The sequence below is a fragment of the Kitasatospora sp. NPDC094016 genome (assembly GCF_040304045.1).
Taxonomy (GTDB): Bacteria; Actinomycetota; Actinomycetes; order Streptomycetales; family Streptomycetaceae; genus Kitasatospora.
In genome coordinates this window covers 1-23,445 of sequence record NZ_JBEOUK010000028.1, presented here as the reverse complement: position 1 = coordinate 23,445, position 23,445 = coordinate 1, and the positions used below count along the sequence as shown (strand labels likewise).

General features: G+C 72.5%; 21 protein-coding genes. 12 read left to right on the top strand and 9 right to left on the bottom strand.

From position 1 onward, the window contains the following. Positions 1 to 78: 78 nt before the first annotated feature. The 4 genes from ABT015_RS24125 (at position 79) to ABT015_RS24110 (ending at position 3,603) form a co-directional block, all read left to right on the top strand. Positions 79 to 765 carry a class I SAM-dependent methyltransferase gene (locus ABT015_RS24125; RefSeq protein ID WP_350882375.1) on the top strand — a complete coding sequence of 229 codons (687 nt, stop codon included), beginning with the start codon at positions 79 to 81 and terminating at the stop codon, positions 763 to 765. A 66-nt stretch (positions 766 to 831) separates the two neighbouring features. After that, positions 832 to 1,353 (top strand): GNAT family N-acetyltransferase, encoded by a 522-nt coding sequence (locus ABT015_RS24120; RefSeq protein ID WP_350882373.1) that lies wholly within the window; start codon positions 832 to 834, stop codon positions 1,351 to 1,353. Between the two features lie 137 nt (positions 1,354 to 1,490). Continuing rightward, the gene (locus ABT015_RS24115; RefSeq protein ID WP_350882371.1) at positions 1,491 to 2,900 is read left to right on the top strand and encodes a pyridoxal phosphate-dependent aminotransferase; all 1,410 of its coding nucleotides are present in this window, start codon (positions 1,491 to 1,493) and stop codon (positions 2,898 to 2,900) included. Between the two features lie 64 nt (positions 2,901 to 2,964). Next, entirely contained in the window at positions 2,965 to 3,603 is a 639-nt protein-coding gene (locus ABT015_RS24110) for a hypothetical protein (protein WP_350882369.1), read from the top strand. A gap of 108 nt (positions 3,604 to 3,711) precedes the next feature. On the opposite strand, the gene ABT015_RS24105 is transcribed toward ABT015_RS24110, so the two are convergent. Beyond that, positions 3,712 to 5,148 (bottom strand): aminopeptidase P family protein, encoded by a 1,437-nt coding sequence (locus ABT015_RS24105; RefSeq protein WP_350882367.1) that lies wholly within the window; start codon positions 5,146 to 5,148, stop codon positions 3,712 to 3,714. A 237-nt stretch (positions 5,149 to 5,385) separates the two neighbouring features. After that, the gene (locus tag ABT015_RS24100) at positions 5,386 to 6,426 is read right to left on the bottom strand and encodes a helix-turn-helix domain-containing protein (RefSeq protein WP_350882365.1); all 1,041 of its coding nucleotides are present in this window, start codon (positions 6,424 to 6,426) and stop codon (positions 5,386 to 5,388) included. Between the two features lie 107 nt (positions 6,427 to 6,533). Between ABT015_RS24100 and ABT015_RS24095 the strand changes: the two genes are divergently transcribed. Then, a complete protein-coding gene (locus tag ABT015_RS24095; RefSeq protein WP_350882362.1) occupies positions 6,534 to 6,872 on the top strand; it encodes a hypothetical protein in 339 nt (112 codons plus the stop codon). Continuing rightward, positions 6,869 to 7,270: a hypothetical protein gene (locus tag ABT015_RS24090; RefSeq protein ID WP_350882360.1), complete on the top strand. Its 402-nt coding sequence runs from the start codon at positions 6,869 to 6,871 to the stop codon at positions 7,268 to 7,270. Before ABT015_RS24095 ends, ABT015_RS24090 begins: the two co-directional genes overlap by 4 nt. 47 nt (positions 7,271 to 7,317) lie before the next feature. Here the strand turns inward: ABT015_RS24090 and ABT015_RS24085 are convergent, their stop codons facing one another. From ABT015_RS24085 to bioB, 4 genes are all read right to left on the bottom strand, one after another. Next, positions 7,318 to 7,764: a hypothetical protein gene (locus tag ABT015_RS24085; RefSeq protein ID WP_350882358.1), complete on the bottom strand. Its 447-nt coding sequence runs from the start codon at positions 7,762 to 7,764 to the stop codon at positions 7,318 to 7,320. Positions 7,765 to 7,842: 78 nt separating this feature from the next. After that, positions 7,843 to 8,577 carry a dethiobiotin synthase gene (bioD, locus tag ABT015_RS24080; RefSeq protein WP_350882356.1) on the bottom strand — a complete coding sequence of 245 codons (735 nt, stop codon included), beginning with the start codon at positions 8,575 to 8,577 and terminating at the stop codon, positions 7,843 to 7,845. Beyond that, complete coding sequence (locus tag ABT015_RS24075) at positions 8,574 to 9,878, bottom strand: adenosylmethionine--8-amino-7-oxononanoate transaminase (protein ID WP_350882354.1); 1,305 nt, start codon at positions 9,876 to 9,878, stop codon at positions 8,574 to 8,576. Before ABT015_RS24075 ends, bioD begins: the two co-directional genes overlap by 4 nt. 22 nt (positions 9,879 to 9,900) lie before the next feature. Further along, a complete protein-coding gene (gene bioB, locus ABT015_RS24070) occupies positions 9,901 to 11,127 on the bottom strand; it encodes a biotin synthase BioB (RefSeq protein WP_350882351.1) in 1,227 nt (408 codons plus the stop codon). A 306-nt stretch (positions 11,128 to 11,433) separates the two neighbouring features. Between bioB and ABT015_RS24065 the strand changes: the two genes are divergently transcribed. Then, on the top strand, positions 11,434 to 12,285 hold the full coding sequence (locus ABT015_RS24065; protein WP_350882349.1) for a hypothetical protein: 852 nt from the start codon (positions 11,434 to 11,436) through the stop codon (positions 12,283 to 12,285). Positions 12,286 to 12,346: 61 nt separating this feature from the next. Here the strand turns inward: ABT015_RS24065 and ABT015_RS24060 are convergent, their stop codons facing one another. Beyond that, complete coding sequence (locus ABT015_RS24060) at positions 12,347 to 14,839, bottom strand: DEAD/DEAH box helicase (RefSeq protein ID WP_371522554.1); 2,493 nt, start codon at positions 14,837 to 14,839, stop codon at positions 12,347 to 12,349. Positions 14,840 to 15,010: 171 nt separating this feature from the next. On the opposite strand from ABT015_RS24060, the gene ABT015_RS24055 reads away from it, so the two are divergent. Beyond that, a complete protein-coding gene (locus ABT015_RS24055) occupies positions 15,011 to 16,210 on the top strand; it encodes an 8-amino-7-oxononanoate synthase (RefSeq protein WP_350882345.1) in 1,200 nt (399 codons plus the stop codon). Between the two features lie 84 nt (positions 16,211 to 16,294). Beyond that, a complete protein-coding gene (locus tag ABT015_RS24050; protein ID WP_350882343.1) occupies positions 16,295 to 16,816 on the top strand; it encodes a hypothetical protein in 522 nt (173 codons plus the stop codon). A gap of 21 nt (positions 16,817 to 16,837) precedes the next feature. On the opposite strand, the gene ligD is transcribed toward ABT015_RS24050, so the two are convergent. Continuing rightward, a complete protein-coding gene (gene ligD / locus ABT015_RS24045; protein ID WP_350882340.1) occupies positions 16,838 to 17,845 on the bottom strand; it encodes a non-homologous end-joining DNA ligase in 1,008 nt (335 codons plus the stop codon). A 159-nt stretch (positions 17,846 to 18,004) separates the two neighbouring features. Between ligD and ABT015_RS24040 the strand changes: the two genes are divergently transcribed. Next, a complete protein-coding gene (locus ABT015_RS24040; RefSeq protein ID WP_350882338.1) occupies positions 18,005 to 19,066 on the top strand; it encodes an ATP-dependent DNA ligase in 1,062 nt (353 codons plus the stop codon). An 88-nt stretch (positions 19,067 to 19,154) separates the two neighbouring features. Here ABT015_RS24040 and ABT015_RS24035 read toward each other — a convergent pair whose 3' ends face one another. Next, positions 19,155 to 20,603 (bottom strand): serine hydrolase domain-containing protein, encoded by a 1,449-nt coding sequence (locus ABT015_RS24035; RefSeq protein ID WP_350882336.1) that lies wholly within the window; start codon positions 20,601 to 20,603, stop codon positions 19,155 to 19,157. Positions 20,604 to 21,070: 467 nt separating this feature from the next. On the opposite strand from ABT015_RS24035, the gene tdh reads away from it, so the two are divergent. Both tdh and ABT015_RS24025 read left to right on the top strand, forming a co-directional pair. Further along, entirely contained in the window at positions 21,071 to 22,099 is a 1,029-nt protein-coding gene (gene tdh / locus ABT015_RS24030) for an L-threonine 3-dehydrogenase (protein ID WP_350882334.1), read from the top strand. Positions 22,100 to 22,130: 31 nt separating this feature from the next. After that, positions 22,131 to 23,324 (top strand): glycine C-acetyltransferase, encoded by a 1,194-nt coding sequence (locus tag ABT015_RS24025; protein ID WP_350882332.1) that lies wholly within the window; start codon positions 22,131 to 22,133, stop codon positions 23,322 to 23,324. Positions 23,325 to 23,445: the final 121 nt, after the last annotated feature.

The following is a 23,445-nucleotide window of genomic DNA, read 5'->3' as shown; positions in this document are numbered from 1 at the left end:
GCCGGCTCGCTCGCCCGGCGCGTCCGGACGGCGGCCGGACGGGCGTGAGCACTCCCGCGCGGGCCCTATGCTGCGGAGATGCCGAGTGAGCTGCGCACTCTCAAGCCGGAGACCCACCAACCGGAGGCCGACCTCGCCTTCATCCGGCGCGAGACCGAGCTGAAGCCCGTCCCGTTCGTCCCCGAGGTCGGCCTGCACATGGCCGAGGACGCGATCACCCTGTGGGAGACCACCGAGCGGGCGCGGGGGGAGGCCGGACTGCCGCCGCCGTTCTGGGCGTTCGCCTGGGCGGGCGGGGTGGCCGTCGCCCGCCACGTGCTGGACCACCCCGAGCTGGTGGCGGGGCGGGCGGTGCTCGACGTGGCCGCCGGGGGCGGGGTGGTCGCCGTCGCGGCCGCGCTGAGCGGCGCCGCGTCCGTGCGCGCCGCCGAGATCGACGCCTACGCGGTGGCCGCCATCGGCCTCAACGCCGAGGCCAACGGCGTGCGCGTGGAGGCCGCCCTGGTGGACCTGGTGGACGGCGACGGCGCCCCGGCCGACGTGGTGCTCGCCGGTGACGTCTTCTACGAACGGGCCATGGCCGCCCGCTTCCTGCCCTTCCTGGAACGGGCCGTCGCGCGCGGCGCCACCGTCATCGTCGGCGACCCCGGTCGGGCCTACCTGCCCCGGGAGCGGTTCACCGCGCTCGCGGCCTACCAGGTGCCGGTCGTCGCCGACCTGGAGGACACCGCTGTCAAGACCACCACGGTGTGGCGGCTGGGCTGACGGCCCGTCCGTCCAGGCTGCGGAATTCCCGGCCGCCGGGCGGAACCGCCTGCTAGACAGGCCGCCATGACCGACGAGATCGCCCCGCGCACCGCCACCCCTGACGAGATCGCCCTGCGGACCTCCGACGAGACCACCCCGCGCACCGCCGCCCCCAGCGAGATCGCCCTGCGCACCGCCACCCCCGACGAGATTCCCGCCCTGCTCGCCCTCTGGGCCCGGGCGGCGAAGGGCGCCAGCATCACGGACGACGTCCCAGGTGTGGCCGCGCTGCTCGCCCGGGACCCGGAGTGCCTGATCGTCGCCACCCCGGCGGGCGACCCGGCCGCCGTCCTCGGCACCGTGATCGCCGGCTGGGACGGCTGGCGCTGCCACCTCTACCGGCTCGCCGTCGACCCCGACCACCGCCGCCGGGGCATCGGCGCCGCCCTGCTCGCCGCCGCCGAGGAGCGCTTCGCCGCGCTCGGGGGCCGCCGCGCGGACGCCATGGTGCTGGACGACAACGCCCTCGGCCACCGCACCTGGGCGGCCGCCGGTTACCGCCCCGAGCCGCGGTGGAGCCGCTGGGTCAAGCCGCTGACCGCCTGATCCCGCCCCCGTCCGGACGGGCGCCGAGCGCTGGCGGCCGTGCCCGGGGCGTGGTCCGCTGGGGTCGATGCGTGTGCGAACGACCATGTTCCGACACGCCTCCCAGCCCACCCCGCGAAGCCCGGAGAAGACCTGCCATGACCGACGACACCCGCACCCTCGCCTCTCCCGAGGCGGCCGCCGAAGCGCTCATCCGGATGCCCGACCTGGAACAGGCCCTCGCCTACTTCCACCGGCACGTGGCGTCCTCCCGGGCGGTCAACCTGTCCGTCGCCGAGAACGTCCTGCTTTACCACCACTCGATGAAGAAGGTCTTCGAGGACATCCAGCTCATCCCCGAGCGGTACATCCAGTACATCGACTCGGCCGGGACCTTGGAGGTGCGCCGGCCGGTCGCCAAGCTGCTCACCCTGGCCCTCGGCGCCGAGGTCGACGAGGACGACGTGTTCGGCGTGGCCGGGGTCTCCTCCGCGCTGGAGTGCATCGCCTTCGCGCTCAAGGGCCGCGACCCGGTCGGCCCGCCGCTCAGGGACGGCGACGAGGTGCTGATCCCCGCGCCGTACTGGCAGGGCTTCAACTGGTCCTTCGAGGAACGACCCAGGCTCAAGTGCGTCCCGGTGAACCTGCCGACCACGGGGGAGGACCGGTACCGGCTCACCTTGCCCCTGCTCCGGAAGGCCTACGAGGACCGGAAGGCGGCCGGCCGCACGCCGCGCCTGCTCGTCCTCACCAACCCGCACAACCCGCTGGGCGTGAACTACTCGCGGGCCCTGCAGGACGAGATCTACGGGTGGGCGCTCCACCACACCGACCTGCACATCATCTCGGACGAGATCTACTGTCACTCCCAACTCGACAGCAGTACCACGAAGTTCACCAGCGCGCTGGCTCTGAAGGCATACCGGGAGCAGCCCGACCGGATCCACGTGGTCTGGGGCTTCGCCAAGGACTTCGGCCTGTCCGGCTTCCGCACCGGCTTCGTGGTCTCCCGGAACCTCGCCGTGCGCAACACTATGCTCGGCAACAACGATCCGGCCGAGCCCACCCACCCGCTGCCCTGGTTCAGCCCCTTCGACTCGCTGAAGACCTACGTCATCCAGGACCTGCTGAGCGTCCCCGCCAACGGCTCGGGCGGCGAGCTCTACACCACCTACGCGATGCGGGAGTACCGCACGCTGCTCAAGACGAGCTTCGACAGGGTCAAGGGCGCCCTGGACGCCGCCGGGATCGACTACGTGCACCGGCCCGGCGACAACGCCGCCCAGTTCTTCTGGCTCGACCTCTCCAAGTACCTGGGCAAGCGCCACGGCCACGGTCACGAGAAGGCGGCCGGGCTGTCGCTCGCCCGGCCGAGCGGACTCGACCCGAACGAGGAGTGGCTGTTCAAGTACCTCCTCGCCGAGCCCACCGAGGTCACCCTGCTGCCCGGCGGCACCATGCACAACCCGGCGCCCGGCTTCTTCCGTCTCTGCTTCACCGCCCGCCAGCCCGAGGACGTCGTCGCCGCCGTCCAGCGGGTCGGGACGGCGCTGGCGAAGCTGAAGTAGCCGCAGCCCGCCGGGCCGTGCCCCGCCGGGAGGAGGGCGCGCGACGGTCGATACCGTGGGACGTATGCGAATGCCGAGGCGGTGGTTCCGTCGGCCGGACTACGGCGAGGAGAGTTTCCAGGACGGGCTCCAGCGGTCGCTGGAGCGGTTCCACGGCGATCTGCTGAACTACCCCGCCGACGGGCCCTGGGACGAAGTCGCCTACTGGGACCCGCTGTCGGCCGTCCGGCTCTTCGGCGGCGGGGTCGGTGACGGGCGCTGGGAGGACCGGAGCCGGCTGGGCGTGCCCGGGCCGTTCTACGCCGGCATGACGGACACCGGCCTCAACGGGCCGTGCTACCTGCCCGCGCACGTCCTCTCCGGCGAGGAGCACTGCGAGTTCGTCTACCGCCAGCCGGGCGACTTCCGGGAGCTGGCGGCGCTCGTCGGGGTCGCGCAGATGGAGCCGATCGGCGGCTTCAACTGCGACGGCGACGACTACTGGACGCCGGAGACCGTCCGGGCGTGGTGGCACGGGCGGGACGCCGTCCGGGAGTGGATCGCCGCCGAACTGGCCGACACCGACGGGCGCAACGACCCCGAGGCGTTGCGCGGGTACGCGGCGTACCTGGACGACGGGCTGGAGGACTACCTGCGGGGCTACGTCTTCTGGTTGACCGAGGGGCGCGAGCCGGGGCTCGACGAACCGCTGCCGACACTCTGACACCTCACGCTCTGACGCCTCACGCTCTGACACCTCACGCTCTGCACGCGGCACCGCGACGTGCGGCACCCGGGCGTTCCCGGGTGCCGCAGCTGTCGTTCCGGGGGCTCAGCCGCGCAGTTCGGCGAGCCAGGCCTCGACCTCGGTGGAGGTGCGGGGGAGGCCGGCCGAGAGGTTCTCGTTGCCGTCCTCGGTGACCAGGATGTCGTCCTCGATCCGGACGCCGGTGCCGCGGTACTCCTCGGGCACCGTCAGGTCGTTCTCCTGGAAGTAGATGCCCGGCTCGACGGTGAGCACCATGCCCGGCTTCAGCGGGCCGTCGACGTGCTCCTCGGTGCGTGAGTGGGCGCAGTCGTGGACGTCGATGCCGAGCATGTGGCCGGTGCCGGCCAGGGTGAAGCGGCGGTGCAGGCCCAGCTCGTACACCTTGTCGGCGGTGAGGTCGCCGAACAGGCCCCAGGAGGTGAGGTGTTCGGCGAGCTCGCGCTGGGCGGCGTGGTGGAAGTCGCGGAAGTCGGCGCCGGGCTTCACCGCGGCGATGCCGGCTTCCTGCGCCGCGAACACCGCGTCGTAGACCTTGCGTTGCAGGTCGGTGAAGCGGCCGCTGACCGGGAGGGTGCGGGTGACGTCGGCGGTGTACAGGCGGTTGGTCTCCACGCCGGCGTCGAGCAGCAGGAGGTCGCCGGGCTTGGCGTGGCCGTTGTTGCGCACCCAGTGCAGGGTGGTGGCGTGCGGGCCGGCCGCGGCGATGCTGCCGTAGCCGATGTCGTTGCCCTCGATCCGGGCGCGGACGAAGAAGGTGCCCTCGATCAGCCGCTCGGGGGTCTCGGTGTCGGTGCCGAGGATCCGCACCACGTCCTCGAAGCCGCGGGCGGTGGCCTCGCAGGCGAAGCGCAGCTCGGCGATCTCGAACTCGTCCTTGATCAGGCGCTGGCCGGACAGGAAGACCTCGAACTCCGCGTCCCGCTCGGCGACGGCCCGGCCCTGGAGGGACTGCTCCACGCCCGCGTCGTGGCGGCGCAGCACGCGTACCGGGCCGGTGGCCGCGCGCAGATCGGCGTGGACGGTGCGGACGTCCCGGCAGGGCAGGCCGAGCAGCTGCTCGTTCTCGGTCAGGCTGTTGCGGCGGCCGTCCCACAGCTCGCCGTGGTTGTCCAGCCAGAACTCGCCGTTGTCGGTCCGGGAACGGTCGCGCAGGTAGACGGCGGCCCGGTGGCCGGTGTCGCCGGTGGGCTCCAGGACCAGCACGGCGTCCTGGGACTGGTCGCCGGTCAGGTAGACGTAGTCGGAGGACGGCCGGAACGGGTAGTCGGTGTCGTTGGCCCGCACCTTCGGGTTGCCGGACGGGACCACCAGCAGCTCACCGGGGAAGGCCGCGGACAGCTCGGCGCGGCGGCGGGCCGTGTGCGCGGCCTGCGGGATCGGCTCCAGGGCGTGGCGCTCGGTGTCGGCCCAGCCCTGCTTCATGTGCTCGGCGAGCTCGTCCGTGACGCCGCGGGTGAGGCCGTTCTTGCGGTACTTGATGGTCTCGGCGGGTTCGGTCACAGCGGACTCTCCAGATGAGGGTGGTGGATGCGAGGCGCTTCGCTACGCTGACCTGCCCGGTACGTAACAAGCGTTATGTACGGTATATCGAGCAGAGTTCGAAGAGAAGAGCCGACGCCTCGCGAAACCGGCCGGCCCGGCGGCCAGGCCTTCCACCTGCGCAACGACAACGCCACCCGGCGACCTGGATCAAGGACGGCACCCCGACCGGACCCCGCCGGTCGGCAGCCGGGGATCTCAGACAGTGCCGAAGTCGCCGGACTTGACGCCGGTGATGAAGGATTGCCAGGCGTCGGCGCCGAAGGCGAGCTGAGGGCCCTCGGGGTCCTTGCTGTCGCGGACGGGGAGGGTGCCGGGGAGTCCGGGTGCGACTTCGATGCACTGGCCGCCGCCGTTGCTGTACGAGGACTTCAGCCAGGAGGTGGGCTCGACCGTCGCGATGGGGAACATGGCGTGGAACTCCTTGAGACGGGTGCGGATGGAAGCCAACGAGTCCTCGCATGAGAGGGCTTGGGCCTGGAGCCAATCGTAAGTCTCTGCGAGGGAGCGGATCTTGTCCTCGTCCTCGCGCTCGACGTAGCCCCGTTGGATGGTTTCGAGGTAGGCCATCCACTTCTTGTCCGTGCTGGTCAGCAGCGTGAACGGCATGGTCGCCGGGAGGGCTTCGCCAAGAGTGGACGGCGCGATCTGCAGCATGACGTGCGGAAGACCGGCCACGCTCTCGAGTCGGCGAAGCTGCTCGGCCATGACGAAGGGGCTGCCAACGGTTCGCAGACAGCTCTCGTCCAGGACGATGTGGATGGAGGGAGACGGTTCGCGGTACAGCACGGCCTGCCGCGCCATGCGGACATTCAGGCGTTCGATGGCTTTGTCCTCGGGGATCTCACCTCGTCGGGCTGCGGCGTTGATGAGCGCCGATGCGTAGCGCCGCGTCTGGAGCAGCCCCGGAATGACGTTCAGCTCGAAGATCTTGAAGGCGGTGGCCTTGGCTTCGTGCTCCGTGTAGGCGACGAATCCACCGATCAGAGTGCTGTTCTTCGCGCTCCAGTACAGGAGCTCAAGCGCCTCGCAGGTGTCGAGTTCCTTGTCGCATCGCCGGACGAGGTTCAGCGGCGCGGGACGGTCTCCGTTCTCGATCATGGAGATGAGCGAATCGCTGTAGTTGGTCCGCCGCCCGAGCTCGATCTGAGTGAGCCCTCTCGCCTTGCGGAAGCGCCGGAGCTGAACGCCGATGGCTGCGTTCGGAGATGAGGTTGGGTCTACTTCCCGCTGAGGCATGGTAACCGCCCATTTCCACAGTGCGTGTTGTCAAAGTGAAGCGCTTCCCATGCTAGTCGCGATTGGCCACTCTTGGTGAGGAGTTAGCAACAGAGAGGAGTTATTCCGTGGATATGACGAACGTTCAATCTGGCGAAAGCATCATCCTGCGGCGGAACTTTCCGCCCTGCCGGTGCCCGCAGTGCGGCGATTCCGTTCCCGAGGCGCGGATGGGCAGTGGCGCCATCGCCCCGGCGGCGCCGCCCGTGCGGCGGGTGGCGCCGCCGTCCCAGCCCTTCCGGCCGACCGTTGTCGGCGAGCGGGTCTACGACGTCCGCTCCGGGCGCTGGGCCGTCTTCATGGGGTGGCAGCACGGGCTGGCCTTCCTCCGGCCCCTCGGCGGTGGCGTGGAGTGGGACACCGAAGCGCGTTGGATCACGAACAGCGAAGAGTGCGATGCCCCATGAGCAGCATGATCGACAAGGTCACGGTCGAGGACCGTCGCGCCGCGGCCGACATTCTCGACGACCTCCAGGCCGTCCTGCACGCCGCCGAGGTCAAACTGCCCTCCCTCGGCATCGACTGGGCGCTCGGCCAAAGCCACCGGAGTCATCCTGATCGACCTCGGAGCCGCCCGGCCGGACGTCATCGAGCGGCTGGTCGTCGTCCTCCGCAGGGGAATGCGACCGTAATCGCCTCCGGTGCCATCGCCATCGGGAGTTTCGCGCTCGCGGGTGTGGTTTTCCTCGCGATTCCTGAGCGTGTTCCCACCGCGGCGAGTGCATTGGTGTTCGTCCTTGTCCTCTTCGCCTCCTCGACGGGTGGATTCGCGCTCGCCGCAGGCTGGATGAGGGTGCAGACATGACGGCGCGGGCTTCGAGAGGTCTCGAAGCCCGCGCCGAGGTTCCGGTGTCAGGCGCCGTTGAGGGCGTAGGTGCGGAAGGTGGCCAGCAGGGGGAGGACTTCGGTCTGGCTAGGGTCCTCGGTCACGGCCCGCATGGAGTCGATCACCGCGCGGGCGATGGCCTTGGTCACCGCCAGGTCGTCCGGGGGCGCGAGGGCGCCCCAGGTCTTCAGGGCCTGGGTGAGCAGGGCGCTCATCCGGGCGCCGATGTTGGAGCTCACCGCGTCGGAGAGTTCGGCGATCTCCTCGTCGCTCATGGTGGACCGCAGGCCGAAGGCCAGGGCCATCAGGGTGTCCATCGCGTGCTCGCCGTACGCGGCGACCAGCGCCGGGAGCGACCGCTCGTCCGCGCCGCCCATGGCGAGGGCGGACAGCGCCTCGTCGTCGTCCTTCCACGCAGCCTCCAGGGCGGCCAGGGCCCGAAGAGACTCGTCTACCGTCATCCCGTCTGTCATGGGAGGAACCGTATTGAGCCCGTAGCGTCCGAACCCAGGGTTCGGGCGCCGGAATCACACCTTCGAGCGAAGCCGGGCCTATTCGGGCCGATGGGTGTGCGCGAAGTGCTTCGCGTCCCAGCTGCCGCCCAGCTCCGGGGCCAGCGAGGCGAGCGCGAGGTCGGCGAAGTCCGTGGCGGCTGCGGCGCGTTCCGGCAGGGCGCCGAGCAGCGGGGCGCCGGCGGAGCGCGGCAGGTCGGCGAGGTTGCACCGTTCGGCGAGCCCGGGGGAGGAGGGCCAGGAGCCGACGATCACGCCCGTGAGGGGGAGTTGACGCGAAGCCAGGGCCTCCGCCGAGAGCGCGACGATGTTCAGCGTGCCCAGCCCGGCGGATGCGACGAGCAGGACCTCGGCCGGCAGCCCGGCGTCCAGGACGGCCCGGGCCTGGTCGGCCAGGGTGCGGCCCTCGTCGTCGTAGCGGACGAGCAGCCCGCCCGCGCCCTCGACCAGCACCAGGTCGTGCGTGGCGGCCAGTTCGGCGACGGCGGCGGCCACCTCGGCGGGGGAGAGGAAGGGCATCCCGGCCCGCCGGGCGGCGGTGTCGGGCGCCAGCGGCTCCGGGTAGCGGACGAGTTCACGGATCGTCAGATCGCCTGCCAGGTGCCGGACTTCGTCGGCGTCACCGGGCTCGCCGGGGGCGATCCCGGTCTGTCCGGGCTTGAGCACCGCAACCTGCAGGCCGGCCCGCAGCGCGGCCGAGGCGACCGCCGCCGTGGCGACGGTCTTGCCGACCTCGGTGTTGGTGCCCGTCACGAACAGGATCCGCGCGCTCATCCGGCCACCGCCGCAGCGGTCACGGCGGCGGCGATGCGTGCCACGTCCTCGTCCTCCGTCACGTAGGGGGGCATGGTGTAGATCAGGTCCCGGAAGGGCCGCAGCCAGACGCCGGCCCGGGCGGCCGCCTCGGTGGCCGCGGGGACGTTCACCGGGTGGTCCAACTGGACGACGCCGATGGCGCCCTGGACCCGGACGTCGTGCACGCCGGGCACCTCGGCGGCCGCCGCGAGGCCGTCCCGCAGCCCCGCCTCGATGCGCTTGACCCCGACCGCCCAGTCCTGGCCCAGCAGCAGTTCCAGCGAGGCGTTGGCGGCCGCGCAGGCCAGCGGGTTGCCCATGAAGGTCGGCCCGTGCGCGAGCACCGGCATCTCGCCGCGGCTGATGCCGTCGGCGATCTCGCCGGTGCACAGCGCGGCGGCGAGGGTCAGGTAGCCGCCGGTGAGCGCCTTGCCCAGGCACATCACGTCCGGCGAGACGCCCGCGTGGTCGGCGGCGAACAGCGCGCCGCTGCGGCCGAATCCGGTGGCGATCTCGTCGAAGACGAGCAGCACCCCGTACCGGTCGCAGAGTTCGCGCAGCATCCGCAGGTAGGCGGGGGAGTGGAACCGCATCCCGCCGGCGCCCTGCACCACCGGTTCGACGATGACGGCGGCCAGCTCGTCGGCGTGCCGGGCCATCAGCTCCTCGAACTCGGCCGCGTACCCGGCGTCGAGGGGGGCGTCGAACCCGGCCGGCGGCTGCGGGGCGAACAGCTGCCCGGGCAGCACCCCGCCCCACAGGTGGTGCATGCCGCCGTCCGGATCGCAGACGGACATCGGGTGGAAGGTGTCGCCGTGGTACCCGCCGCGCCAGGTCAGCAGCCGGCGCTTGGCCGGGCGGCCGGTGGACTGCCAGTACTGGAGACACATCTTCATCGCGACCTCGACGGCCACCGAGCCCGAGTCGGCGAGGAAGACGTGCTGCAGCGGTTCGGGCGTGATCTCGACCAGCGTCGCCGCCAGCCGGACGGCGGGCTCGTGGGTGAGCCCGCCGAACATGACGTGGCTCATCCGCCCCAGCTGCTCGCGCACGGCCTCGTCCAGCACCGGGTGCCGGTAGCCGTGGATGGCCGCCCACCAGGACGACATCCCGTCGACGAGTTCGCGCCGCCCGCCCGCGACGGGCTCGGCGAGGCGCAGCCGGACCCCGGAGGCGGATTCGACCACGTACGGGGTGGCGGTGCCGGGCATCGGCCCGTACGGGTGCCAGACGTGGGCGCGGTCGAGGGCGAGCAGCGTGTCCGCGGACAGCTGGGGCATGATGCGTCAGTCTCCAGAACTATCAGGCATTGGGCGCGAGTTCGGTGCCGGCACCGCGCAGCCGGACCTTGACGAGGTCGCTGCGCAGCTCCCCGTCCGAGGCTTCGTCGGCGTCGGCGGCCGACGCAGGGGTGTCCTCCGAGGCCGAGGCCGGGGCGTGCGCGTGCCCGCCGCACGGGCCGCAGCCGCCGCCGCTGCCGCAGGCCGAGGCCGCGGTGCCGCAGGAGGAGGCCGCCGCGACGTCCGCGCGGTGGCGGGGCAGGGTGGCCTCGTCGGCGCCCTCGACCTCGAACCCGGCGTCCTTGATCATGTCGAGGTCGGTCTGCCCGGCCTGGCCCTCGCTGGTCAGGTAGTCGCCGAGGAAGATCGAGTTGGCGAGGTGCAGGCCGAGCGGCTGCATCGAGCGCAGGTGCACCTCGCGGCCGCCGGCGATCCGCACCTCGGTGTCCGGGTTGACGAAGCGGACCATCGCCAGGATGCGCAGGCAGCGCTGCGGGCTGAGGTTCCACTCCTTGGCGAGCGGGGTGCCCTCGAACGGGATCAGGAAGTTGACCGGGACGGAGTCCGAGCCCAGCTCGCGCAGCGCGAACACCACGTCGACCAGGTCCTCGTCGCTCTCGCCCATGCCGGCGATCAGGCCGGAGCAGGCGGACAGGCCCGCGCCGTGCGCCTTCCGCACGGTGTCCACCCGGTCCGCGTAGGTGTGGGTGGTGGTGATGTCGCCGTAGGTCTTCTCGGAGGTGTTGAGGTTGTGGTTGTAGGCGTCGGCGCCGGCCGCCTTCAGCCGCTCCGCCTGGTTGTCGGAGAGCAGGCCGAGGCAGACGCAGATCTCGACCTCGGGGTCGGCGTCCTTGATGGCGGCCATGGTGTCGGTGACCCGGTCGATGTCGCGGTCCGTGGGGCCGCGGCCGCTGGCGACCAGGCACACGCGCTTGGCGCCGCCGGCGACTCCGGCGCGGGCCGCCTCGGCGGCCTGGTCGGGCTTGAGCCAGGTGTACTTGAGGATCTCGGCCTTGGAGCCCAGCCGCTGCGAGCAGTAGTTGCAGTCCTCCGGGCAGAGCCCGCTCTTGAGGTTCACCAGGTAGTTGAGCTTCACGCGTCGGCCGAACCACCTCCGGCGGACCTTGCCGGCCGCGGCGACGACGTCCAGCAGCTCGTCGTCGGTGGTGGCGAGGACGGCCAGCGCCTCCTCGCGGGTCGGGACTTCGCCGCGCAGGCCCTTGGCGGTGAGGGTATCGAGCAGATCCATGGGGCCGATCCTGCCTGGTGGCGCTCGAACGGCGCCAGAGGGAACCCGCCAGAAGATCGGCGGAAGGATGTGCCACTTGCCACAGTGTCGAAGCTCACGGTGTCGCCGCTGGTCACGAGCTTGACGCCGGTGCGAATCGGAGGTTACCGGCCGGTAGGCGGTGGTCGCGGCGAAGGGCCGGGGAGGCCGGCGCGGGGCGGTCGCCGGTGCGCGCGCCGGACGGTCGCGGACACCCGCGCTCGGCGGTGACCGGCAACCGCCCACCCAGTGATCCACGCCACCCGACGGTTGCTTAGAATCTGCGCCATGACCACGCAGGGGGAGCGCACCCCGACTCCGGGAGAGGGCCAGAACGGCCAGGCAGTGCGGCGGACCGGCGGGGCCCCCGCCGGCGCGGGCACGGACCTGATCGGTGGTCGGGGCGGCGGCAGGGGCAGGCGGTTGACGGCCCGCCGGGCGGTGGGCTGGGTCGTCGTGGTGGGAGTGGTGGCCGCCGGCGGATGGATCATCACCCGCCCGATGCCCGGCGACTACATACCCGGGCTCGGCCCGTCCACCAAGGACGCGGCCAGGACGCCGCCGGTGGTGGGGGCCCCGCCGCCGCGCACCGACCCCGAGGGGCTCAACGCGGACACCTTCTTCCCGCCTCAGCGTCCGGTCGAGGTCGGCGCCTACAAGGCCCGGCGCAACGGCATCCGGCAGGGCGGCAACTGCACCGAGGTGCTGCAGGACCGCACCCAGGAACTGCTCAAGGACACCGGCTGCCAGGCCTACCTGACCGTCAACTTCACCGGTCAGGACCGCCCGGTGCTCAGCAGTGTCACCGTCCTGCGCTTCGGCGACCAGGCCGCCGCCACCCGGGCCGCCGACACCCTGCGCGGCAAGCCCGGCGCGCTCGTCTTCATCCTCCCGGACACCAACGCCGCCCCCGCGCCGTCCGCCGGCGGGCCCAAGTCGGCGGAGCCGCGGGTCGAGGCGGTCGGGCACTACGTGACGGTGGTGAGCTCCCGGCTCAGCGATGGCCGCACGCCCGGCCCCGGCACCGCGTCCACCCCGGCCACGACGCCGTCGGGCCCGGCGCTCACCACCGAGCAGACCCTGGAGGAGGCGACCCGCGCGCTCTCCTACGCGGCGGGCGCGCCGTTCGTCTGGATGTGACGCCGCGCCGGCCCCCCGCTCCGGGGGGCCGGCGACTCCGAAAGCCGGGGCCGACGGTCCGTCAGCCGCCCAGCCGGTCCACCGCGGTGACCCGCAGCACCGCCCGGCCCTCCTCGTCCGAGCCGTACAGGTCGACCTCGGCGCTGATGCCCCAGTCGTGGTCGCCCTCCGGGTCGTCGAAGATCTGCCGGACCTTCCAGGCGGAGTCCTCCTCCTCGATGATCAGCATCTTGGGGCCGCGCGCGTTCGGGCCGGTGCCGAGGTCGTCGTACTCCTCCCAGTACCCGTCCATGGCGTCCGCCCAGCGGTCCGCGTCCCAGCCGTACGAGCCGTCCAGCTCGGCGAGCTCCTCGTAGTGCTCCAGGGCGCACAGCTCGACCCGGCGGAACAGCTCGTTGCGCACCAGCACCCGGAACGCCCGCGCGTTCGCCGTCACCGGCGCCGGCTTGTCGTCCAGCGTCACCTCGGGGGCCTGCGGATCCGTCGGGTTGGCCAGCTGCTCCCACTCGTCCAGCAGGCTGGAGTCGACCTGGCGGACCAGCTCGCCGAGCCAGGCGATGACGTCCTTCAGGTCGTCGGTCTTCACGTCCTCGGGGACGGTCTGCTCCAGCGCCTTGTACGCGCTCGCCAGGTAGCGCAGCACGATGCCCTCGGTGCGCGCCAGCTCGTAGAAGCCGACGTAGTCCGAGAAGGTCATCGCCCGCTCGTACAGGTCGCGGACCACCGACTTCGGCCTCAGCTCGTGGTCGCCGATCCACGGGTGCGCCCGGCGGTACACCTCGTACGCGTGGGTGAGCAGCTCCTCCAGCGGCTTCGGGTAGGTGATCTCCTGGAGCCGCTCCATCCGCTCCTCGTACTCGATCCCGTCGCGCTTCATCTCGCCGACGGCCTCGCCGCGCGCCTTGTTCTGCTGCGCGGCGAGGATCTGGCGCGGGTCGTCGAGGGTCGCCTCGACCACCGAGATCACGTCCAGCGCGTACGAGGGCGAGGTCGGGTCGAGGAGCTCGAAGGAGGCCAGGGCGAAGGTGGAGAGCGGCTGGTTGAGCGCGAAGTTCTCCTGGAGGTCGAGGGTGAGGCGCACGATCCGGCCCTCGGCGTCCGGCTCCGGCAGCCGCTCGACCACGCCGCCCTGCAGCAGGGAGCGGTAGATCGCGATCGCGGTGCGGATGTGCCGGCGCTGCGCCGCGCGGTCCTCGTGGTTGTCGGTGAGGAGCTTGCGCATCGCCTCGAAGGCGTTGCCGGGGCGGCCGATCACCGACAGCAGCATCGCGTGGCTCACCTTGAAGCGGGAGACCAGCGGCTCCGGGTCGGCGCCGATCAGCTTGTCGAAGGTCTCCTCGGTCCAGCCGACGAAGCCCTCCGGCGCCTTCTTGCGCACCACCTTGCGCTTCTTCTTCGGGTCGTCCCCGGCCTTGGCGATCGCCTTGTCGTTCTCGATCACGTGCTCGGGGGCCTGCGCCACCACCTGTCCGACGGTGTCGAACCCGGCCCGCCCGGCCCGCCCGGCGATCTGGTGGAACTCCCGGGCGCGCAGGATCCGCACCCGGTTGCCGTCGTACTTGGACAGCGCCGTGAACAGCACCGTACGGATCGGCACGTTCACCCCGACGCCCAGCGTGTCCGTCCCGCAGATCACCTTCAACAGGCCTGCCTGGGCCAGGCGTTCGACCAGCCGACGGTACTTCGGCAGCATGCCCGCGTGGTGCACGCCGATGCCGTGGCGCACGAAACGGGACAGGTTGCGGCCGAACTTGGTGGTGAAGCGGAAACCGCCGATCAGGTCGGCGATGGCGTCCTTCTCCGCCTTCGAGCACATGTTGATGCTCATCAGCGACTGCGCCCGGTCCACCGCCTCCTTCTGCGTGAAGTGCACCACGTAGACCGGCGCCTGGCCGGTCTGCAGCAGCTCCTCCAGGGTGTCGTGCATCGTGGTGCGGCGGTACTCGTAGAACAGCGGCACCGGGCGGGTCGTGTTGCGCACCACCGTCGTCGGGCGGCCCGTCCGGCGGGTCAGGTCCTCCTCGAAGCGGCGCACGTCGCCGAGCGTCGCCGACATCAGCAGGAACTGCGCCTGCGGCAGCTCCAGCAGCGGGATCTGCCAGGCCCAGCCGCGGTCCGGCTCCGCGTAGAAGTGGAACTCGTCCATGACCACCTGGCCGACGTCCGCCCGGAGCCCGTCGCGCAGCGCGATCTGCGCCAGCACCTCGGCCGTGCAGCAGATGATCGGCGCGGTCGGGTTCACGCTCGCGTCGCCGGTCATCATGCCGACCTGCTCGGTGCCGAACATCTTGACCAGGTCGAAGAACTTCTCCGACACCAGCGCCTTGATCGGCGCCGTGTAGAACGTCCGCTTCCCCTCCGCCAGCGCCGCGAAGTGCGCCCCGGCCGCCACCAGGCTCTTTCCCGACCCGGTCGGCGTCGCCAGGATGACGTTGTTCCCCGACACCAGCTCGATCAGCGCCTCCTCCTGCGCCGGGTACAGCGTGATCCCGCGCTCCTCCGCCCACGCGGCGAAGGTCTCGTACAGCGCATCGGGCGTGGCGGGCTTCGGCATCAGATCAAGGAGGGTCACCCGGCTATCTTGCCTGCTCGCCGCCACCCCGGGCAAAGCCCGCCCTCCGCCGGCACCCGCCCCGGGACTGTCCGGATCGCTGCACCGGCGGCCGCGAAGCTGTGCGCGGCCGCACATTGATCGCGGCGGCGGCGCCGTGCCAGAGTGCCGGGCATGGTCCAACCGCTCGCGTCCGCAACGCACACCACCGACCTCGCCCCGGCGGCCGTCTTCGACTGGCTCGACGAGGCCGCCGAGCTGCGGGCCGAGGCCGGGCTGACGCGCCGGCTGCGCAGCCGCGCGGCGCAGGACCCGGTGCTCGACCTGGCCGGGAACGACTACCTGGGGCTGACCAGGCACCCGGCGGTGACGCAGGCGGCCGCCGAGGCGGCGCTGCGCTGGGGCGGGGGGTCGACCGGGTCGCGGCTGGTGACCGGGACGACCGCGCTGCACACCGAACTGGAGGAGGAGCTCGCCGCGTTCTGCGGGGTGGAAGCGGCGCTGGTGTTCTCCTCCGGCTACACCGCCAACCTGGCCGCGCTGACCGCGCTCACCGACCCGGACACGCTGATCGTGTCGGACGCCTACAACCACGCCTCGCTGATCGACGGCTGCCGGCTCGCCCGCGCGGACGTCCACCGGGCCCCGCACAGCGACCCGCAGGCCGTCCGGGAGGCGCTGGAGCGCCGGACGCAGCGGCGGGCGCTGGTGGTCAGCGACTCGGTGTTCTCGGTGGACGGCGACGCCGCCCCGCTGGCCGGACTGTCCGCCGCCGCCCGGGCGCACGGCGCCGCGCTGCTGGTCGACGACGCGCACGGGCTGGGCGTCCTCGGCCCCGGCGGCGCCGGGGCGCTCGCGGCCGCCGGGCTCGCCGGGCAGCCGGACACCGTCGCCACCGTCACGCTCTCCAAGTCGCTCGGCTCGCAGGGCGGCGCCGTGCTCGGGCCGCGCCGGGTGATCCGCCACCTCACCGAGACCGCCCGCACCTTCATCTTCGACACCGGCCTCGCCCCGGCCGCCGTCGCCGCCGCCCACGCCGCCCTGCGCCTGCTGCGCGCCGAGCCGCACCGCGCCGACCGCACCCGCGAGGTGGCCCGCGGCCTCGCGGCCCGGCTGACCGCCGCCGGACTCCGGGCCTGCGAGCCGGACGCGGCCGTCGTCTCGGTCCGCGCCCCGGGCGCGGAGGCCGCCGTCGCCTGGGCCGCCGACTGCCGGCGGGCCGGGCTCGCCGTCGGCTGCTTCCGCCCGCCGTCCGTCCCGGACGGGGTGTCCCGGCTGCGCCTCACCGCGCGCGGGGACCTGACGGACGCGCAGCTCGCGGAGGCGGTCCGGATCATCGCCGAGCTGGCGCCGGAGGGTGCCCGGGCCGGCTGACACCAGCGCCGGGAGGGCCGCCCGGCCGGCCGCCCGTGCAACCGTCCGGCCGTCGGTGGCGTCACCCCGACGGGGGGTGGGTCGATGGGGGTGGCGGTGCGGCGGTGGGGGCCGGTGGCGGCCGGGGTGCTGTTGGTGTTGCTGTCCGGGTGGCTGGTGGGCGGGCCGGTGCGGCAGTTCGGGCAGGCGGCGGGGCTGGTGGGGGCGCCCGGGATGTTCCGCGCGGAGAGGTGTCTGATCCCGGCGAACGAGGACGGCCCGCGTCCTTCGGACTGCCGGGGCGTGTTCCGCCCGGACGGTGGCGGCCCGGCGCGCGAGCACGCCCGGATGCGGGCGGGCGCGATGGTCGGCGAGGACGTCTGGGCGGTGTGCGAGGGGGACGAGTGTCACCTGGTGTCGGACGCCGAGGTGGCACGGACGGTGACGCTGCTGGCGCTGGCCCTGGCACCGGGTGTGGCGGGCGTGCTGCTGACCGGCTTCGGCCTGCGTGCGGGGCGGGTCGGCCGGGGGCTGCTGCTCTCCGGCGCGGTCGGGGGCGCCGTGCTGTTCACGCTGGTGGTGCTGGGCGGCGTCTTCTGGTTCGTGCTGGCCATGACGGGGGTGTGAGCGCTTAGGTCCTGTCCGGCCCTAGGGTTTCCGGGCCCGGCTGGGCTGCACCCTGGTCGGCTCGCCGGCCGCCTTGGGGTGGTCGGGCGGGTACGGGAGCTCGCCGAGGCCCTCGTCGCGCAACTGCTTGTCGTACAGCTCCAGCAGGCCGTCCAGGCGATACGCCCGGCCGTCCATCTCGGCGTTCAGGTCGCCGAGTTCGGCGAAGCGGGCGGGGACGGTGCGCAGGTCGAAGTCCTCGGGGGAGGCGTCGTCGAGCTCCTCCCAGCGCAGCGGGGTCGAGGCGGTGGCGCGGGGGCGGGCGCGCAGGGAGTAGGCGGAGGCGATGGTGCGGTCGCGGGCCATCTGGTTGTAGTCGACGAAGATCCGCTCGCCGCGCTCCTCCTTCCACCAGGCGGTGGTGACCTGCCCGGGCATGCGCTGTTCCAGCACCCGGCCGAGGGCGATCACCGCGTGCCGGCCGTCGGTGAAGGTCCACTCGGGCACCAGCGGGACGTACACGTGCAGGCCCCGCCCGCCGGAGGACTTGGGCCAGCCGCGCAGCCCGTACTCCTCCAGCAGGGCGCGCAGTTCGTGGGCGGCGCGGACGGCGTCGTGGAAGTCGGTGCCGGGCTGCGGGTCGAGGTCGATGCGCAGCTCGTCGACGTGCTCGGTGTCGGAGCGGCGGACCGGCCAGGGGTGGAAGGTGAGGCAGCCCAGGTTGGCGGCCCACAGCACGGCGGCCGGCTCGGTGGGGCAGATCTCGTCGGCGGAGCGGCCGCTGGGGAAGTTGATCCGGGCGGTGGGCAGCCAGTCCGGCAGGCCCTTGGGGGCGCGTTTCTGGTAGAAGAACTCGCCGTCCACGCCGTCCGGGAAGCGCTGCAGGGTGGTGGGCCGGTCGTGCAGTCCGCGCAGCACCCCGTCGGCGACGGCCAGGTAGTACTGCGCGACGTCCAGCTTGGTGAAGCCGCGCTCGGGGTAGTACACCTTGTCCGGGTTCGACAGCCGGACGCTGCGCCCGGCGACATCCAGTTCCACGGCTGAGCCCATGCACCTCACGCTAAGGGCGCCGTGCCCCGCGCGCGTCTTTTCGGCGTGCGCCCTTTCCGCGGTGCGCCCTTTCCACGGTGCGCCCTCTTCGCCCTGCGCCCTCTCGTCGCGCGCCCTCTCGTCGCGCGCCTTCCGGCCGTGCGCGCGAGGATCGGAGCCATGGACCTGCCCGTGATGCCGCCGGTGGCGCCGATGCTCGCCAAGTCGGTGGCGAAGATCCCGCCGGGGATGCAGTACGAGGCCAAGTGGGACGGCTTCCGGACGATCGTGTTCCGCGACGGCGACGAGGTGGAGCTCGGCAGCCGCACCGGCAAACCGCTGACCAGGTACTTCCCCGAGCTGGTCGCCGCGCTGCGGCGGGAGCTGCCGCCGCGCTGCGTGCTGGACGGCGAGGTGGTGATCGCCCGGGACGGCCGGCTGCGGTTCGAGGAACTGCTGGAACGCATCCACCCGGCGGCGAGCCGGGTGCGGTTGCTGGCGGAGCGGACGCCCGCCTCCTTCGTCGCCTTCGACCTGCTCGCGCTCGGTGACGCCCCGCTGCTGGACGAGCCGCTGTCGGTGCGCCGCGCGGCCCTGGAGACGGCGCTCGGCGCCGCCCGCGACCCGGTGTTCACCGCCCCCGCCTCCACCGACCGGGACGTGGCGCAGACCTGGTTCGCCGAGTACGAGGGCGCCGGGCTGGACGGCGTGGTGGCCAAGCCGCTGGACCAGCCGTACCGGCCGGGCGAGCGGACCATGTTCAAGATCAAGCACGAGCGCACCGCCGACTGCGTGGTGGCCGGCTACCGCGAGCACAAGAGCGGCCCGGTGGTCGGCTCGCTGCTGCTGGGCATCAACGACGCCGAGGGCCGGCTCCAGCACATCGGCGTCTGCGCCGCGTTCTCGATGGCCCGCCGCCGCGAACTCGCCGAGGAACTGGCCCCGTTGCGGATGACCGACCTCTCCCGACACCCGTGGGGCGGCTGGGCGGACGAGGCGGCGCACGCCGAGGGCCGGCTGCCGGGTGCGGTCAGCCGGTGGACCGGCGGCAAGGACCTCTCCTGGGTCGCGCTGCGCCCCGAGCGGGTGGTCGAGGTCGCCTACGACCACATGGAGGGCACCCGCTTCCGGCACACCGCGCAGTTCCGCCGCTGGCGGCCGGACCGCACGCCGGAGAGCTGCACCTACGCGCAGCTGGAGGAACCCGTCTCCTACGATCTGGCGCGTGTACTGGGCGGTTGACGGCGCGTCGGAGGCCCGGCCCGGATCACCGGGCCGGGCCTCCGACGGGTTGCGTTCCGACGGCTCGGGCGCTCGGGCGGTCCGGAGCTCAGGCGTTGACCGTGGTCGGCGCGCCGGAGGGGGACCCGGGGGCGCCGGGCGAGGCCGGGGACGAGGCCGACCCCGATCCCGACCCCGGCCCCGAGGGCGAGAGCGAGGGTGACGGCGACGCGGACCCCGAGGACGTGGCCGACGGCGAGGCGGTGTTCACCGGCGGGATCGAGTAGACGTTCTTCGGCGAGACGATCTGCGTGATCGCCTTCGCGAACAGCGAGGACGGCTCCGAACCCCGGTACGGCACATCGGTGTTGAGCAGCACCACCAGGGTGGCCTGGGACTGCGGCAGGTACACCGCCACGGTCTCGTAACCGGGCAGCGAGCCGTTGTGCCCGATCCACCCGTTGTTGTTGAACAGCCCGAGGCCGTAGCCGACGCCGGGGTCCCCGGTCGGCTGGGTCTTCAACTGCTGGGACTGGGTGTCCTGCTTCAGCAGGGAGCCGGTGGCCAGGGACTTCGACCAGTTCTGCAGGTCGGTGAGGTTGGAGATGACCGCCCCGGCCGACCAGGCCCAGGACGGGTTCCAGTCGGTGGCGTCCGTGGTCTGGCCGTTGGGCGTCTGGTCGGTGTAACCGCGGGCGTGCGGGTCGGGGAAGGTCTCGTCGGTCGGGAAGACCGTCCCGTTCAGTCCGGCCTGGCTGAACACCTGGTCCTTGAGGAACTGGCCCACGGGCTCCCCGCCGGCCTTCTCGATGACCTTGCCGAGCAGGATGTAGTTGCTGTTGCTGTACTGGAACTTGCTGCCCGGCGGGAAGTTCGCCGGGTGCTTGTACCCGTAGGCGAGCAGTTCGTCGGGCGTGAAGACCCGGTTCGGGTCGCTGATCAGCGCGTTCACGAAGTCCGGGTCGGAGGTGTACGGGAACAGGCCGCTGCGCATCCCGGCGAGCTGGCGGATGGTGATCTTGTCGCCGCCGGGCACGCCGTCCACGTACTTGGAGACCGGGTCGTCCAGGCCCACCTTGCCCTGGTCGACCAGCCGCAGCACGCCGGTCGCCGTGAAGGTCTTGGTCACGCTGCCGATCCGCATGTTCAGGTCGGGCGACATCGGGGTGCCGGCGGACTTGTCGGCCTGGCCGAAGGCCCGCTGGTAGCTGCCGTCGGGGGTGGTGATCCCGACGATCACGCCGGGGGTGGAGGTCTGGGTCAGTACCTGCTTGATCGCGGTGTCCAGCTGGTTGGCGACGTCGGGGGTCAGCGGCACCACCGCGCCGGCCGAGCCGCTCGCCGAGCCGCTCGCGGCGCCCGAACCGGCGCTGGAGCCCGGCGCGGACGGGCTGAGCGCGGCCGGCTCGGCGGTGAGGGCCGCGCCGCCGGCCTGCTTCGGCGGCGACCCGCCGGAGCAGGCCGCGGTCGCGAGCAGGCCGGTCAGTGCCAGGGCGGCGCAGGCCGCTCGGCGGGTGGAACGGGACGCGGCCGGATGCGGCCGTCGGAGCGTGGTCATAGGTCGAGGCGCCTCTCTGCGGCGGACGGCCCCGGAGCGCTGCTCCACGAGGCCGACGGGGGAGCGCCGCCACCGTAAGCACCGCCGGTGCGGCCCCGCTCGTCGGCCGCCGCGGGGCTGACCCGAACGGACCGGCGGTCAGCCGACTGCCCCAGCCGGCTGGCGCACATCGCCTCCCGTGCTGTCAAGGACCGCTGCCCACTGGTGGGTTGGTGTCGCGGAAGCGGGCTCGCGCTCGGCCGGACGGGTGAGCACCGGCATGCCGCACCCGCCCCCGGCCCCAGCTCGGGCACGATCGTTTAGCCCAGCTGTGGCCGCCCTTAAGAATTCCTCGATGGACCGAACCCACCCTCACCAGGCAGATTTCTGCCTGCCCGGATCGCGTCCGCCAGGAACGGCCACACCGGGGCCACTCGGCCTGCCCACCCGCGAAGGCCGCCCCACTCGCACGTCAGGAGCCGACGCCCGTGAAGGCACTCGTCAAGCAGAAGGCCGAGCCCGGGCTCTGGCTGGTGGACGTCCCGAAGCCGGAGATCGGCCCCGGCGAGGTGCTGATCAAGGTGCTGCGGACCGGCATCTGCGGCACCGACCTGCACATCCGCAACTGGGACGGCTGGGCCCAGCAGACCATCACGACCCCGCTGGTGCTCGGCCACGAGTTCGTCGGCGAGGTCGCCGAGATCGGCGCCGGCGTCGCGGACATCGCGGTCGGCGACCTGGTCAGCGGCGAGGGCCACCTGGTCTGCGGCAAGTGCCGCAACTGCCAGGCCGGCCGCCGCCACCTGTGCCGCAACACGGTCGGCCTCGGCGTCGGCCGGGACGGCGCCTTCGCCGAGTACGTGGCCCTGCCCGCCTCCAACGTCTGGGTGCACCGGGTGCCGGTCGACCTGGACGTGGCCGCGATCTTCGACCCGTTCGGCAACGCCGTCCACACCGCGCTCTCCTTCCCGCTGGTCGGCGAGGACGTGCTGATCACCGGCGCGGGCCCGATCGGCATCATGGCCGCCGCCGTCGCCAAGCACGCCGGCGCCCGCAACGTGATGATCACCGACGTCTCCCCGTACCGCCTCGACCTGGCCCGGGAGGTCGGCGTCACGCTGGCGCTGAACGTCGCCGAGCACACCATCGAGGAGGGCCAGCAGAAGCTCGGCCTGCGCGAGGGCTTCGACGTCGGCCTGGAGATGTCCGGCCGCCCCGAGGCGATGCAGTCGATGATCGCCAACATGACCCACGGCGGGAAGATCGCCGTGCTCGGCCTGCCCGCCGAGCAGTTCCCGATCGACTGGGCCTCGGTCGTCACCTCGATGATCACCATCAAGGGCATCTACGGCCGCGAGATGTTCGAGACCTGGTACGCGATGTCCGTGCTGCTGGAGGGCGGGCTGGACCTCGCCCCGGTGATCACCGGCCGGTACGCCGCCGACGACTTCGCGGCCGCCTTCGACGAGGCCGCCAGCGGCCGCTGCGGCAAGATCATCCTCGACTGGACCGCCTGAGCCCCCCGTTCGTCCTCGTTAGGAGTCCGCAGTGTTCGACAACGTGCGCGCCGACATCGCCACCACCCTCGACGAGATCCGCGAGGCCGGGCTCTTCAAGCCCGAGCGGGTCATCGGCACCCCGCAGAGCGCCGCGGTCACCGTCACCGGCGGCGGCCGCCCCGGTGAGGTGCTGAACTTCTGTGCCAACAACTACCTGGGCCTGGCCGACCACCCCGAGGTGCTCGCCGCCGCCAAGGACGCGCTGGACCGCTGGGGCTACGGCATGGCCTCGGTGCGCTTCATCTGCGGCACCCAGGACGTCCACAAGGCGCTGGAGGACCGGCTCTCGGCCTTCCTGGGCCAGGAGGACACCATCCTGTACTCCTCCTGCTTCGACGCCAACGGCGGCGTCTTCGAGACCCTGCTCGACGACCGCGACGCCGTCATCTCCGACGCGCTCAACCACGCGAGCATCATCGACGGCATCCGGCTCAGCAAGGCCCGCCGCCACCGCTACGCCAACCGCGACCTCGCCGACCTGGAGCAGCAGCTCAAGGAGACCCAGGACGCCCGCCGCCGCCTGATCGTCACCGACGGCGTGTTCTCGATGGACGGCTACGTCGCCCCGCTGCGCGAGATCTGCGACCTGGCCGACCGCTACGACGCCATGGTCATGGTCGACGACTCGCACGCCGTCGGCTTCGTCGGCCCCGGCGGCCGCGGCACCCCCGAACTGCACGGCGTGATGGACCGCGTGGACATCATCACCGGCACCCTCGGCAAGGCGCTCGGCGGCGCCTCCGGCGGCTACGTCGCCGCCCGCCGGGAGATCGTCGCCCTGCTGCGCCAGCGCTCCCGCCCGTACCTGTTCTCCAACTCGCTCGCCCCGGTGATCGCGGCGGCCTCGCTGAAGGTGCTCGACCTGGTCGAGCAGTCCAACGAGCTGCGCGAGCGGCTGGCGGCCAACACGGCGCTGTTCCGCAGCAGGATGACCGAGGCCGGCTTCGAGATCCTGCCGGGCGACCACCCGATCGCCCCGGTGATGATCGGCGACGCGGCCAAGGCCGGCCGGCTCGCCGAACTGCTGCTGGAGCGCGGCGTGTACGTGATCGGCTTCTCGTTCCCGGTCGTCCCGCACGGCCAGGCCCGGATTCGGGTGCAGCTGTCCGCCGCGCACTCCACCGAGGACGTCGAGCGCGCCGTCGCCGCCTTCGTCGACGCGCGCGCCGCGCTGGGCGAGTAGGCCCCGTCCGGCGCTGAGCAAGCCGGCAGCCTCATGAGCTGCCCGCGGGCCGGTCCGCTCGGAACCGGACCGGCCCGCGGGCTCACCATCGTCGTGCGGTGGGGGCGCATCGATCCGCCCC